General features: G+C 59.0%; 13 protein-coding genes and 1 pseudogene. 11 read left to right on the plus strand and 3 right to left on the minus strand.

Annotated features, from left to right (window positions below; genetic code table 11):
* Positions 1-66 precede the first annotated feature (66 nt).
* From Q319_RS0105590 to Q319_RS0105600, 3 genes are all read left to right on the plus strand, one after another.
* The gene (locus Q319_RS0105590) at positions 67-774 is read left to right on the plus strand and encodes a DsbA family protein (protein WP_029481074.1); all 708 of its coding nucleotides are present in this window, start codon (positions 67-69) and stop codon (positions 772-774) included.
* 9 nt (positions 775-783) lie between these two features.
* Positions 784-1,221 (plus strand): disulfide bond formation protein B, encoded by a 438-nt coding sequence (locus Q319_RS0105595; RefSeq protein WP_029481075.1) that lies wholly within the window; start codon positions 784-786, stop codon positions 1,219-1,221.
* Between the two features lie 64 nt (positions 1,222-1,285).
* Entirely contained in the window at positions 1,286-2,095 is an 810-nt protein-coding gene (locus tag Q319_RS0105600) for a GNAT family N-acetyltransferase (RefSeq protein ID WP_029481076.1), read from the plus strand.
* 61 nt (positions 2,096-2,156) lie between these two features.
* Here the strand turns inward: Q319_RS0105600 and Q319_RS0105605 are convergent, their stop codons facing one another.
* On the minus strand, positions 2,157-3,956 hold the full coding sequence (locus Q319_RS0105605) for an HRDC domain-containing protein (RefSeq protein WP_029481077.1): 1,800 nt from the start codon (positions 3,954-3,956) through the stop codon (positions 2,157-2,159).
* 176 nt (positions 3,957-4,132) lie between these two features.
* Between Q319_RS0105605 and Q319_RS0105610 the strand changes: the two genes are divergently transcribed.
* Entirely contained in the window at positions 4,133-5,344 is a 1,212-nt protein-coding gene (locus Q319_RS0105610) for a vWA domain-containing protein (protein ID WP_029481078.1), read from the plus strand.
* 80 nt (positions 5,345-5,424) lie between these two features.
* Here Q319_RS0105610 and Q319_RS0105615 read toward each other — a convergent pair whose 3' ends face one another.
* Positions 5,425-5,877 carry a DinB family protein gene (locus Q319_RS0105615; RefSeq protein WP_029481079.1) on the minus strand — a complete coding sequence of 151 codons (453 nt, stop codon included), beginning with the start codon at positions 5,875-5,877 and terminating at the stop codon, positions 5,425-5,427.
* A gap of 597 nt (positions 5,878-6,474) precedes the next feature.
* On the opposite strand from Q319_RS0105615, the gene Q319_RS0105620 reads away from it, so the two are divergent.
* A complete protein-coding gene (locus Q319_RS0105620) occupies positions 6,475-7,098 on the plus strand; it encodes a hypothetical protein (protein WP_029481081.1) in 624 nt (207 codons plus the stop codon).
* The gene (locus tag Q319_RS0105625) at positions 7,098-7,817 is read left to right on the plus strand and encodes a hypothetical protein (protein ID WP_029481083.1); all 720 of its coding nucleotides are present in this window, start codon (positions 7,098-7,100) and stop codon (positions 7,815-7,817) included. The genes Q319_RS0105620 and Q319_RS0105625 overlap by 1 nt, the downstream gene beginning before the upstream one ends.
* Here the strand turns inward: Q319_RS0105625 and Q319_RS26870 are convergent.
* On the minus strand, positions 7,814-8,242 hold the full coding sequence (locus Q319_RS26870) for a hypothetical protein (RefSeq protein WP_156039184.1): 429 nt from the start codon (positions 8,240-8,242) through the stop codon (positions 7,814-7,816). The two genes, Q319_RS0105625 and Q319_RS26870, sit on opposite strands and share 4 nt — an antisense overlap.
* Before the next feature lie 474 nt (positions 8,243-8,716).
* Between Q319_RS26870 and Q319_RS26875 the strand changes: the two genes are divergently transcribed.
* The 5 genes and pseudogenes from Q319_RS26875 to Q319_RS29075 form a co-directional block, all read left to right on the plus strand.
* A complete protein-coding gene (locus Q319_RS26875; RefSeq protein WP_156039185.1) occupies positions 8,717-9,238 on the plus strand; it encodes a hypothetical protein in 522 nt (173 codons plus the stop codon).
* 430 nt (positions 9,239-9,668) lie between these two features.
* Positions 9,669-9,863 (plus strand): hypothetical protein, encoded by a 195-nt coding sequence (locus Q319_RS26880; RefSeq protein ID WP_156039186.1) that lies wholly within the window; start codon positions 9,669-9,671, stop codon positions 9,861-9,863.
* 196 nt (positions 9,864-10,059) lie between these two features.
* Complete coding sequence (locus Q319_RS0105635; RefSeq protein WP_034413966.1) at positions 10,060-10,527, plus strand: hypothetical protein; 468 nt, start codon at positions 10,060-10,062, stop codon at positions 10,525-10,527.
* Positions 10,528-12,592: 2,065 nt separating this feature from the next.
* Positions 12,593-13,654 (plus strand): annotated as a pseudogene (locus tag Q319_RS29070) (DUF3987 domain-containing protein); the annotation flags it as partial.
* A gap of 203 nt (positions 13,655-13,857) precedes the next feature.
* Positions 13,858-14,100, plus strand: a 243-nt coding sequence (locus Q319_RS29075) for a helix-turn-helix domain-containing protein (protein ID WP_425387977.1), incomplete at its 3' end; no start/stop codon positions are given.

Consider the following 14,100-nt stretch of genomic DNA (forward strand, 5'->3'; position numbering starts at 1 on the left):
TTCCCCCTGCATTGAAGGACATGCGCCCGGACACGCCTCATTTCCGGGCGCTAAACTTTGGGCCATATGACCAGACTTCAGGGAAACAACCCCAACCGAATCATCCTGGTGGTCGGCACGCTGATCGCCGCCGCACTGATTGCCCTCGCCCTTTTTGCCGTCCGCGACAAGCCGGCTGCTGGCGCGGGCCTCAGCGGCGACTTCAAGCTGGAGGGCGTGCCGTTTATCGGGCAGGCAGATGCGCCCGTCAGTATTGTCACCATCGAGGATTTCAAGTGCCCGGTGTGCAAGCAGTTCACCGAGAACATCGAGCCGGAGCTGAAGACCAAGTACGTGGATACCGGCAAGGCCAGAATGTACACCCTGATCTGGCCCTTCCTGGCCGAGAACGCCCGCCTGCCCACCGACGACAGCAAGCTGGCCGGGCAGGCCGCCCTGTGCGTCTTTGACGACGGTGGCAGCGCCGCCTTCGAGTCGTTCAAGAACATCGTCTTCCGCGCGCAGGGCGATGAATCCACCGTGTGGGCCACAAAGACCCGTCTCAAGGAACTGGCGAGCAACGTCGAGGGCATCGACCAGACCAAGTTCGCCGGTTGCCTGGACACCGACGCCACCGCCGCCCGCGTGGACGCCATGGAAAAGCAGGCGGTGGACGCAGGCGTGAACTCGACGCCCACCGTTTTCGTGAACGGCAAGCAGGTCCTCGCGGCCAGCGGTCAGGGCAGCTACTCGCCCGACGACATCGGCAAGGCCGTTGACGCCGCGCAGCAGTAAACCCGCATGATGACCCGCGACAACCGTCTGTATCTGGCCTGGCTGGTGGCCCTGGCCGCCACGCTGGGCAGCCTGTACTTCAGCGAGGTCCAGGGCTTCCGCCCCTGCGTGCTGTGCTGGTATCAGCGCATCGCCATGTATCCGCTGGCGGTCATTCTGGGCATCGCAGCGCTGGGCAGTGACCTGAAGGTTCGCCGCTACGTGCTGCCCCTGGCGGCGGTGGGCTGGGGGGTCGCCCTGATCCAGAACCTGGAAGACTGGAACGTCATTCCCACCCTCAAGGCGTGCAGCGCCCTGGTGGACCCCACCGTGGTGCCGTGCAACACCCCCTGGCCCATCTGGGGCGCGGGCGCACTGTCTGGCCTGAACACGGTCCTGACCATTCCTACCCTGAGCCTGATCGCCTTTACCCTGATCATCGGGCTGCTGAGCTGGCGCAGAAGCTGAGTCCGTATATCCTTCCTGAGCCACCGCGCATTTGTTGCCCGGTGGCTTTTTTCAGAGGTCATCCATGAACACTTTCACCATTCAGCCCGCCACCGCCGAAACCCTGCCCGATCTCGTCGCCCTGATGGCTGACCGGGAGGAAGCAGCCAGACGCCTGAACTTCATGCGCGAACGCCTCTCGGGGGGCCAGCTCAAGCTGGAGCAGACGCTGATCCTGCGCTCGGAGCGGGGGGTGGAGGGCCACGCGGTGATCAATGCCGTGCCGCAGATTCCAGTCTTTCCAAACCTCCGGGCCGATGCGCCGGAGGAGGCGATCATCGCACTGGCCCAGGCGATCCGGGCGCAAGCTGGACCCGAACAGCGGCTCCTTCTCGACGATAATCTTGCCCCGCTCCTTGCTGCGCCGTTCGAGGCTGCCGGGTGGGTACTGAACAGTCGGCACGTGATGTATGAAACCGACCTACGCGCCCGCTCCTATCCGCTGGACCCGCAGGCGCAGACCGTGGACGCGGATCAACCCGACATCCGCGAAGCGCTGGACCAGCTTGGTCAGCCGGACCTTGACCCCTCAGAGGACTGGACGCTGATCACGCTGCCTGACAAATATGGGTTGCCCGCCGCTCTGGGCGCAGTCGGCCCCGGCGGACGCCCGGACACCGCCAGCATCAACCTGATCGGCGTGCTGTCGCCGTCTCGTGGACAGGGCCTGGGCACACGCCTGCACGGGCATCTGCTGGCGCTGGCGGCGCGGCAATTCGCCAGCCATGCTGGCGGTACGGAAGCGGACAATGGGGCCATGCGGCGCATTTTCGACAAGCACGGCTCACGGCTGGTGGCGACGCAGATGTATTTCGTGCAGGGCAGTCAGGGCTGAACGGCCCAGCACAAAAAAGCCCTCTCCACGCGGAAGAGGGCTGGCGGGTCAGGATTTCAGCTCAGCCCCGGACCACTTCCAGAATCTTGTCGCCGTACTTCTTCATGCGCTCCGGCCCCATGCCCTTGACGGCTTTCAGGTCCGCGTCGGTATAGGGCACGCGGCGGGCGATCTCGGCCAGGGTGGCGTTGCTGGCGATGATGAAGCGGCTGATCTCCTGGCGCTTGGCCTCGGCGTTGCGCCACTCGCGCAGGCGGGCGTAGACGGCGGCCTGCTCGTCGCTGAGGTTGGCGGCGGGGTCTTCCTTGGCGGCGGGCAGATCGGGGGGCAGGATCACGGGCGCGGCGTCGGGCATGTCCTGCGGTTCCTGCCGGGACTGGCGCTGCCGCCCATTGCCGCGCCGCGTGGACTGATCCTGTGGGACTGGGGCCGGGGCTTCGGGCGCGGCGGTGTCCTGCGGGGCACTCTCCGGCGCGTCGTGGTCTTCTGGTGCGGGCGTGCGCTCCGGCTGGCGGCGCACGTCGGGAATGCCGGCGTCCAGCGGCGTGAAATCCGGGCCAGAGCTGACCGGCGTGGGCAGGCGCACGGGGGCACGCTCCCGGTCACTGTAGACGATTTCCGGCTCCCAGCTTTCCTCGATCTGCTCAGGGGAAGCCTGTGGGGCAGCAAAGTCAGGGGCGTCGGGGGCAGCGGCGGGGGCCTCGAAGGTGAAGCGTTCGGGGGCCTGGGGCTGACTGGGGGCGCTGGGTTGACTGAGTGTGCTGGGCTGACTGGGCGTGCTGGGTTGGTTGGGTGTGCTGGGCCGCTCACCACGCTGCGGGCGGTCTCCCTGGCGGAACTCCTGGCGCGAGCTGCCCCGGTCTTCGTCGTTCCGCCCCTCCTGGGGCGGCTTGAAATCGCGCCGTTCGTATCGCTCACGGCGGTTTTCGCCCCGGCCCTGGCGTGGTTCGCTGTCCTGGCGCGTCTGTTCCTGAGCCTGTATTTGAGGTTGCGCGCTTTGAGATTGCGCGCTTTGAGGTTGTGCGGGCGCATTGGCCTGCGTCCGCTCTTCGCGTCCGCTCTGTTCTGACATCCCATACAGCAGCGCCAGCGCCATTTCCACATCCTCCAGGCCAGGAGTCAGGATCACCCCGGCGGGGACGCTGCGGGCGGCAGCCTGCACACCACCGGGCGGCTGGGCGGTGTCGGGGGCGGCATCCGGGGCCAGCAGCAGGGCGGTGGGGCCAGCGCCCTGGGCCGCGCCTCCCAGTCGGTCTGCCAGGGTGGACACGGTGCGGGCCGCGCGGGCCAGCCGCAGGGGCAGGGTGGCCACGTCGCGCAGGGCCAGCGCCACGCTCAGCTCGCTGGGGGGATCGGTCACGGGGTCCGGGGCTGCGTCCGCGCCGAACAGCACGGCCAGCGACACGTCGCCGTGGCCGGTCAGGGTGGCCCCGTCGCGGTACACGATCAACTCTGCGCCCACGCCCAGCCAGCCGCCGCCAGGGGCCAGGGTGGCGTCGGCGATCACGGGCACGCCCGCACGCCGGGCACGTTCGATGTCCCCGGCTTCCGGCTCCAGCAGCCACACGCCCTTCGCGCCGCGCCAGTCGCCGTCCAGCGGCGCGGCAGCCAGTCCGGCCACGGCCAGGAAGTCACGGTTCAGCCGCAGCCGCGAATCCACGCGCAGGGTGCCCTGGCCCAGATAGGCGGCCAGTTGCTTTGCCAGAGCTGCCTCGCCGGGCAGCAGCAGGCCCCACCCGGCACCCTCCAGCGCCGCCAGCGCTCCGGCGAGGCGGGCGTGTGGATCGCCGCGTTCGGCGTGCAGGCGCACCAACCGGGCATCGGGGCGGGGTTCGGCGCGGGATGGACGTGAATCTGTCATGCGCCCTATTGTGCCGCACGCGCGGCTGTGGGGCTGCATGTCCGCAGGGCCGGGCGGGCCACAACTGGGACCACGGGTGAACTGCGGACCACGCCGCAGACGCCTCCCTACCGCGCCCCGCCTTACAAACGCCCACCTGTCCACGCGCCATGCTGTACGCATACGGAGGTCACGACATGGCGCGAATCACGCGGTACAGCAAGTTTGAAGGTGAGCTGGATCAACTCGATTCCAGCGAGCTGATGCAGATGATCCAGGAAGCATTGCTGGGTCAGGGCATGAACGATCCCTACGACCCGGACCCCAACGCGCGCCCCAGCATGGATGACCTGTTCGACGCCATTCTGGAAGCCCTGGCCGAGCGCAACATGATTCCAGAAGAACAACTGATGGAAGCCATGCAGTCGGCGGATATCCACGACACGGCGCTGGGCCAGCAGATCAAGAACCTGATGGACAAGCTTCAGCAGGACGGCTTTATCCGCAAGGAATTTGAGGATCCCGACGGGCAGGGCGGCGCGGGCCAGGGCGGCGAGGCCACCTTTCAGCTCACGGACAAGAGCATCGACTTCCTGGGCTACAAATCCCTGCGCGATCTGATGGGCGGTCTGGGCCGCAGCAGCGCGGGCGCGCACGACACCCGCGAGTTCGCCAGCAGCGTGGAAATGTCCGGCGAACTCAAGAACTACGAGTTTGGCGACACTCTGAACCTGGACACCACCGCCACCCTGGGCAACGTGCTGAGCAAGGGCATCGAGAACATGGAGGAGTCCGATCTGGTGATCCGCCAGGCTGAATACAACTCCTCGGCGGCCACAGTGGTGCTGCTGGACTGCTCTCACTCCATGATCCTGTACGGCGAGGACCGTTTCACCCCCGCCAAGCAGGTGGCGCTGGCGCTGGCCCACCTGATCCGCACGCAGTACCCCAGCGATACCGTGAAGTTCGTGCTGTTCCACGACAGCGCCGAGGAAGTGCCGATTTCCAAGCTGGCGCAGGCGCAGATCGGGCCGTACCACACCAACACGGCGGGCGGACTGCGGCTGGCCCAGCAACTGCTCAAGCGCGAGAACAAGGACATGAAGCAGATCGTGATGATCACCGACGGCAAGCCTTCAGCGCTGACGCTGCCCGACGGGCGCATCTACAAGAACGCTTACGGCCTCGATCCCTACGTCCTGGGCGCAACGCTGCGTGAGGTGGCCAACTGCCGCCGCTCCGGCATTCAGGTCAACACCTTCATGCTGGCCCGCGATCCCGATCTGGTGGGCTTCGTCAAGCGGGTTTCCGAGATGACGCGCGGCAAGGCGTACTTCACCACGCCGCAGAACATCGGCCAGTACGTGCTGATGGATTTCGTGACCAATAAGACCAAACTGGTGAATTAGGGTTTGGAGGGAAGAGGGCGGTGGGCATTCTCGCCTGCCGCCCTCTCTTCCGGTCTATTGGTGTTCTGGTGCTGTCCCCGCTATCCCATCTTCACGAACATTGGCGGCTGGACGCCCACCATTCGGGCCATCATCCAGACCTGGCCCTTGTGGTGGACCTCGTGTGTGGTGACCATGTCCAGCAGGGCGCGGACGGGCATCTCCCGGCCCCCGAAGGCGGGGACGCGGCGGTCCAGATCGGCGTCGTTCATGCCCTCTATGGCGCTGACGGCGGTCTCGTGCGTGTCGCGCAGCCGCTGGCGGGCTTCGTCCAGGCTGGTGCTGGCCGGGGCCGGTGCGCCCATGCCCTCGCCCGCAATCAGGCCCATGAACCGGGTCAGGCTGCCCGACAGGTGATCGGCCAGCCCGATGAAGCTCATCCCACCGTCCCACGCAGCAAACTTGCCCTGATCCTCGGGCAGCATGTCGTAGAGGTCAAGGAGAGCCGAGCGGTTGGCGGTGAACTGGCGTGCGTGGTGGCTGGCCTGTGACATGGGGAGAGCATAGCGCCCAGCCAGTTGTGCCCGGCGTGAGTCTGGAAGGTGCAGGCGAGAACGTCTATTACGTGCGTCCTGCCGTACTGGACAAAAAAAACTCCGCCAGAGACGGAGTTGTGTTGGTGGATCGCCTCGGACTTGAACCGAGAACCCGCTGATTAAAAGTCAGTATATAAAATAAACTGCTTTGAAAAGCACTCTAAGGATGTTGTCCAGCACATCTTTTCTCCACAGGCGGTCAATTCGCTCATCCGGTGAAGCTGACCCGCCGTCACTGGGTTACACATCGGGTTCACCATCTGGGCCGACGCCCTAAGTGGTGCCCAGGGCATAGTCAGCGCGAGAAAGGCCAGCACTGGTTGGCCGCCTTCAGCATCGGCAGAGCCACACAACCCACCTGTGGAGCCTTTTTTGCTGTCCCACACAGTCAATAATGGTCATGGTCAGCAAACAGGATGTCTGCAACGCCGCCTCGCCAGTCCGTCTAGCTGGCGAACCCGTCCGAACCGATCCGTTCCAATCGGTACTTTATGCCTCCACACCCTCACCATGACGCGTAGGACGCGCGTCTGGACTTCTTGAAGGGGAAACACCATGACCAAATATGACGCGTTCCTTGCCGCCCTGCTGGGGTTCAGTCCCAGCTACGGCGTTTATACCTTGACCCTGTTCAACCTGTTCTATAAGAGCGTTGACGGTCAGCGCAGCCACTTCCTGCCCGAGAAAGAGCCAAGCTTCGGCATGGGCAGTCGGGGCGATCACACCGAACAAGTCAAAGCCCTGCGCCGTCTGGCCTTCCAAGACCTGGGCGAAAAAGCAGCCGACTTTGACAGCCTGTACGCTGTGGCCCGCGCTGAGCTGGTCAGCAACGGGTATTTCACCGAGCATCCAACCTACCCTGACCGTTTCACGCCTACGGCCAAGACCGAGCGCATCGTCCCGACTGTGGGAGAGTTCGCGGCCAAGTATGTTGCCTACCGTGATCAGGGCGCGACGAAGGCTGAGCTGGACGCATTCCAGACCACAGCGGAAGCAATGGCAACGGCCAAGCGTGCAGATTTGCTGGCCGGAACGCAGAAGGGCGGGGCATCGTTCTTCTACAGCAACGCCGAGCAGCTTCCGCTGATGCGCCGCCTGGATGACGACTACAAAACTTACGCCCGTCTGCTGTCGCCCACAGGCTTCCTGGATAACGTGATCTTGAGCGAGGCCCGCTAATGGCAAGGGTCAAGCTCTTCAACAGCATGTCGCTTGAGCAGAAGCGGGAATACCCTGCACACTCCGGCCCGGTCCTTCTGGCCCAATTCCTCAACGCGCTGACGTGTGGTGACCTGTCCACACCAGAGCAAGCAGCGGCGCTGGTGGAACGGTGCCTCAGTTACGAGATGGGCACGCACACGAAAGTGATGGAATCATCTGCACCACGCTTGGCGCTGCCGTCTGTCGGCACCCACTGGCAAGCCCAACGCAGTCTGGAGCTGAAGGACGCCGATGCTGTGCTGGAACCAATCTGGGTAATCGCCAACACTCGAATCGACGGACTCCAGTACGCGCAGGCGCACAAGGAACTGGCGAGCAACGGGTGGCTGGAAGTGTCGGACACTGAAGAGACGCCTCAGTATTTCGTGACCCAACGGGCGCATGACTTCATGGACGTGCTCTTCGCTGTGGTGCGGATCACTCGAGCCTATGTGGACGCCTACGACGATCCTGAAGCGAACAACCTGAACGGTCTCGCTCTCAAGATCAAGGCGGAAGCAGCAATCATGTGCGAGATCATGACCAAGAATCGAGGGGCAATGAAGCGGAGTGTCACCGGGCTGAACGTCACGCTCAACACCCACATCGGTCAGTTGCCGATCTGGAACCATAACGACATTGATCAGCACGCTCGCCGGACAGCGCAGAACTTCGGCCAGCGAAGCACGGCGATTTAAGGAGAGCCATGACGCGGAAAGCCAGTCACAAAATCTGGCGGCGCGAGTTTCCTGTAGATGTGGCCCTGGAAGTTCTCCAGGGTCATTTTCAATTGGACGTTGCCGCTCTCGCCTTCCTCATCCAGCAGACGGACCAGACTCCACAGGTGGTAGTGGCCGCCAGGACTCTCGGCCTTCCGCTGTACTCCAGCCTCGGCGCTGGTGTGGTGGATCAACTGCGGGCCGCACATCTGATGGATAGCAGCACTGAACTTACCCCGCGTGGGCAGCGGTACGCCTTCGAGGTGGGCGAGCTGGCGACGTTGCTGAGTTGCTGTCTGGACGATTTCTACCTGAAGTCCGCCCAGATGGACGAGTTGCGAACCCTGAGGAAACTCCTGCAACCGGGGGTTGACATTCATGAGGTTCTTTGGAGGAACAGGCAAACACTATCCATCGTGTCCGGGTCTGCCTGGGCTGACAGGTTGCAGCCTCCTGAGCTGGATCTGGGTTGGTCTGCGATGTTGATGGTGAGATTCATCTAAGAATCTAGTGAAATAGTGAGCTGAACACTTTCAAGGGTCTACCGTGTTTTTCCATAGGCCCTTCTTATTCTGTGCATATTGCTTGCTTACGAGCCAGCTATTTGGGTCAGAGCAGGATGATATGGAAGCATAAAGCCAGTTAAGAAGAGCACCACAGAGTCACTCAAAAGCAGCCAACGTCATAGGGACGCAGGCGGTGACGCTCTATTGCTTAATGAGAGGGCTTACATGCACAGATTCGCAAAGGAATCTCAACTCGCTTCAAATGCAGGCACAGACTTGTTCGTAAAGAACGCTATATCTAGGATACCCGAGGCCGTTCTAAGAGATGCGCTCACGCCAATAATTCTTAAGGAGCAAAGTCGGCTTTTCGAGATGAGAGCTAACGGACGTAATGACTCTCACTATGACGATCTTCACGAGTTAAATGAAGGTGTGCAGATTTTGCTCAACCGTCCTGAAAGATATGTCCACAGACGTGGAGAAGGTGCGTATGCCTTTGCCCAAGCACGGAAGGATGATTGGATCGGCACTGACCACAGTTTAGGCTCAAGGGCGTTGACAATCATATCCAGACTCGCCACCTACGCTGTGCAGCTCAATCTGGCACAGAAAGAAATGAAGGGCGGCAGAATAACTGACCCTGAATACCAGGCAATCCATACGTTCATTGAAGGTTGTATGGAAAGCACAATACATGCTATGGAAAAGAACTCCAGCTTTGCTACTGGTCCGCTGTCTGATTACTATGAAGAACTGCGAGGCAGTCACTCGTGTTATGAGCCATTCGACTACTACCGAAATGTGATTTGCCCAGAGGCAAAGACCGCTGTGCCGTTTGGCACTGATGCCTATGGTCAAGCGCGATTTGGGCCATTATTTAGTAGTGACCGCTGATCTGTGTTGTCAGATGCCGCACCGTGTAGGGAGCATAGCTGTTCTGCATATCCCAGCTTCGGCTCGGGTAGAGAATGGAGTGACCAAGAGCAGAAAGCAGGAATGTGAAACTTCTTGCTTCTACATTGCTCGACAGTCTAAGGCGGTACTCTATGGAACAAAAACTGGATGTGGAGAGGGTCAGAAAGAATATGCGCTCTTGGATGGCTCAGACATATCCTGGGCCTAATCAGGTCAAGGAAACGCCGCAGCAGAAGCTAGAGCGAGAGAATGCAGAGTCAGTAAAGCGGCACTCTAGGGATGTCATTCGTCGGCGCGATAAACTGAGAGAGTTTAGGGCAGCTCAGAAAGATCAAGGGGAAGGCGAATGACGCACTATAAACGCGACATTCCAGGTCAGTCCACCTCTCCACACTCCCGACGTGGCTACATGAGCATGACCGAAATTAGGAAACAGATTCCAGTTTCAAACAACAAGCTCAAGCAGCTTTTAGACGACGGCGTTCTGCCTAGCATTCGCAACGGCGCAGCTCGATTAGTTCCGATTTCCGATGTGCTGGCCTACGAAGCTAGGATGCTACGCGAGTCTAGAGAAGGTGTAGGTGGCAAGTTGACTAAAAACTAAAAAAGACATGCTGGTTCCAAGCAGCATGTCTTCTCTCTTCAACTCTCACAACTCAGGTGCAATACGCCTTCCCGTCCGACACTTCAAATCGGTCTGACCATAGTATAACGAACTTCGCTAAGATGTTTGTCGTTAGTCCAAATAAGCTAGAACTACTACGGCGTATTGCACTTGGGATCTAAAAGGAAATCCCAAGATGAATAGTGAACTCACCCCGGCACTTCAGAATGCGCTTCTCGGACGTATCAACCACATGCTGCACACCTATAAGGTTAAGGACTGGCAAGAATTGGGCAACTTGTGCGTGTACGTCCGCGCCACTATGGGACTTCGCCCCACACATCCCATCTGCCTGCGGGGAGAGGCAGCGGCATGTACATTACTAGGATTTATTCTGGAACAGGAACTGGCAGACGTGCTGCCGCTTCAGCGATTGAAAACCAAGCAGGACCAGAATCGGATCAACACGTTCGATGAGATAGTGATGGACCTCAATCGACTGGCACCCGCCTTTGAGGACTTTGGGTTCGGACTCTTAAATGAATCGGAACTGCTCAAAGTTATTGGCACCACGCCTAAAGAGTGGGAGTGGAAAGTATTTGACAAGCCAAATCAAGACTATGAACGGCCACATAGCTTTGAATACCTGAAAGCTTTGGCATAAGCACAAAAAAAACTATTCACTCTCTAGGGTTCACCGCCCTTAGTGAATAGTTTGCTGAATATGTGCTATACACATACGCATTCATTCTACAGCGAATCGAAACTTATACGGAAACATCGTGATGGACTGCTGAGAGCTGACGTAAGCTGTAAACTAGAGAACCACAGTTTAAGGCAAGTCTCAATTTGGACTTGCCTATTACTAATCTATACAGAGTCGGTAAATGCTGATGTCGCCAATAGCGATCTACCCATAATGCACCTCCAAACTGGCGAGTGCCTCTCTAAAACCTATTTTCAGAAGGAGATGAATTTTATTATTGGCGACAAATTATTTAATTTTGGCGTTGACTTGTCGCCAATTAAAATGACCTACTCTCAGCAGAAAGTTATATTTGGCAATTTTGGCGACAGTTTCCTAATGAATATCATTTATGGGGTATCCGTCTACATTTCTAAATGCTAAAATCTATATAATAGTAATATATATTACAATATACACCCTGTCATTCCCTCTATTTCTATTTCCCCATTTTTGTCGCCAAAATTGCCAAAAATCAAATTTTAGCAGCGTCTGACGAAAAAGCGAGCTTTCCCCTGTCGCCAATTAGTAGCCAAAATTGCCAATAAGAATTGGTTTAACCTTGAAATACAAAAAATGCGAGATATACATCAAAGTATACTGATTTCATCTTTATATCTGTTCAAAAAACACACGCTTTACTTAATAAAACCAATTAAATGTAGTATACGTCCAAATCGCAATAAAATAAGACCATGAGGTTTTCAAATGAAAACGGCCTCTTGTTGTGGATACTTCGGTAAATAAATGATGTCTGCAAAATAAAAGAATCTCCGCGTTCCGAGGCGCAGAGATTCATTACAAAAAGGAGTGTTTGCTTGCAATGACCACTATAACACAATCTCTTGACAGCCCTCTCTTAGCCATTGACTTTCAACAGCTCGCACCCATGTCGAACCACCGCCAATGGATTAACTGGAATGCTGTCCAGGGTAAGGATGGCAAGCTACTCAAAATGCCGAGTGCTTTGGACGGTGCGACGGGCAAGTCCCACGCCATCAGTGCTCACGAACCAAAGAACTGGCAGCCGCTGGACACTGTGGTCAGCCTCTACGAGCGCGGCTACTTCACTGGCGTCGGGTACGTCACCACCAAAGACAATGATGTCGTGGGCGGCGATGTGGACGGCTGCGTGAGCAATGGCGTGATTGACCCGCAAGTACTGACCCTGCTCCAGCAGTTCAACACTCGAACCGAGTTCAGCCCTAGCGGGAACGGGGTGCGCTTCTGGTTCACCGTGCAGGACAAAACCGCCCTGCTGCCCTACCTCCAATACAAGCGCATCAAAGTGTCCGGGTCACGCGAGATCGAGATGTACGGCTACGCCCAGTTTTTGACGGTAACCAACAACTTGGTGCCGGGCTTCCCCGAAGCGGTCAACGACGCCACCGACGCCTTGTTAGGGCTATACGCCAACCAGCAGAACAGCCACACGCACGGCATCGTTCAGGAAGTGGACTGGGACGATGTGCCAGAGACACTCAGGAGCGAAGGCGAGGTACTGAAGCTGGCCTCAAAGTCTCAGCAATTTAAGACCCTGCATGAGACTGGACGCCCGGACCTCGCCGGAGTAGGGGTCAACGATCAGGGCGAGGCCGACATGAGCCGCGCCGAATTCTTCTACTTCAGCACCCTCTTGGAGCATGCCGAAGATGACCCGCGCATGGCGCTGGAAATCTATCGCAACAGCGCCCTCTACCGAGAGAAGGCCAGCGAGTGGCGTAACGGCATTCCTTATGACCAGTACAGCGTCTCTCGCACTCTGGCGCGGCGACTCGCAAAACTGGACGGCGTGCCTGCCCTGAATGCGAAGGCGGATGTGAAGGGCCTACCAGATTGGCCTGACCAACCCACACCGCTAGGCCAGGATCAAATTGAGGTCCCACACCTGGCCGCTGACATGCTGCCGCCAGTATTTGCCGCGTATGTCATGGATGAGGCAGAGAGGCTGAACGTGTACCCGGAGAACGTCGCCATGCCGCTCATGACTGCTCTCAGCATCGTCGTCGGCACCCGCCTTGCTATCCGGCCCAAGGCGCTGGACGGGTGGTACGAGCATCCCAACCTGTGGGGATTCGTCGTCGCGCCTCCCGGCTCCCGGAAGACAGACGCCATCAACGTCGGGCTGGCACCCCTCAAAGTGTTGGTGAAGGATGCTGAACGCGCCTATGCCGAGGCGGTAGCCCAGTACGAGCCGATGGCGGACATCTACAAAAGTCGCGTCAAGGCCTATGAAGCCGAGCATAAGAAGGCGGTCAAAAATAAAGACGCCGAGGGGCAAGCCCAGATTGAGGGCGAATGGAGCAAGCTCGCCAATCCCAACCCACCTGTGGAGCGGCGTTACACCACGCAGGATGCAACACCCGAAAAGCTGCTGGACTTGGCGGCAGAGAATCCGCGCGGACTGTTGCTCCACCGCGACGAGCTGAGCGGCATCTTCGACAACCTGACCAAATCGGGCCGCGAGAGTGAACGAACCATGTATCTGGAGGCATGGAGCGGCAAAGAAGGATTCCGGGCAGACCGCATGAGCCGTCAAGCCGCAACCGTCGAAAAGCTTTGCCTCTCCGTTTTCGGCGGCACTCAGTTGGGTGCGCTGACGCCCCACATGCAGAACGTGTACGGCGGTAACAGGTCAGCGGACGGCTTCATGCAGCGGTTTCAGCTAGCCGTGATCAACAAGACTCAGCCGCCGTATCGCAACGATGACCGGAAGCCTGACGCCAGTATCAAAAATCGGGTGACGGAGATTTTTAGCCTCATTGATCAGGCCGCCTTCGTACCTTACGGCGCGTTCGTGGATGACTTGGGCAGCAACCCTTACATGCGGTTTACGCCGGAGGCGCAGCGCGTTTTTCTGGAGTGGATGGAACGAAACGACTCTGTGGCGCGGGCTTTGAACAAGGAAGGCGATGAACCGCTGAGCAGCCACTTTGCGAAATACAACAAGCTGATCCCATCGTTGGCGCTCCTGTTCTACCTCGTTGAACGAGCCAACCAACCTGTCGAGCCAACGACAGCCCCGTATGTGGTGAGCTTGTCCGCCCTCGGCTATGCCCTGAATTGGTACGACTTTCTGACGATCCATGCCCGTGCCATCTACCAGTTAGGCAAATCACGCGCTGTCGATGAAACCAGCATCGCTGCGCGGATTCTTAACCAATTTTACCGAGGAGTCTGGTGGATTCAAGTTGCTAGCGCACAGCGTGACCCGGAGGGGCTACGCTTTCTCTGTCAAAGGAGAAAAGCATGTGCTACCACCGGTTCACGCTGCCCCTACGCTATCAGCTCCAGGCACTTCACCAGGCCCAGCAACCCATCCCCGCCATCGCCGCTCAACTCGGCTTCCACCGCACCACCATCAGGCGCGAACTGGCCCGCGTCTCGCCCTACGACGCTGAACTGGCCCACCACCAGGCCCATGACGAACAGGAGCGTCGCCATCACCTCAGGATTCAGGAGAGCGTCTGGGACGCCATCAATGAGCAATTG

Source organism: Deinococcus marmoris DSM 12784, assembly GCF_000701405.1.
Classification (GTDB): Bacteria; Deinococcota; Deinococci; order Deinococcales; family Deinococcaceae; genus Deinococcus; species Deinococcus marmoris.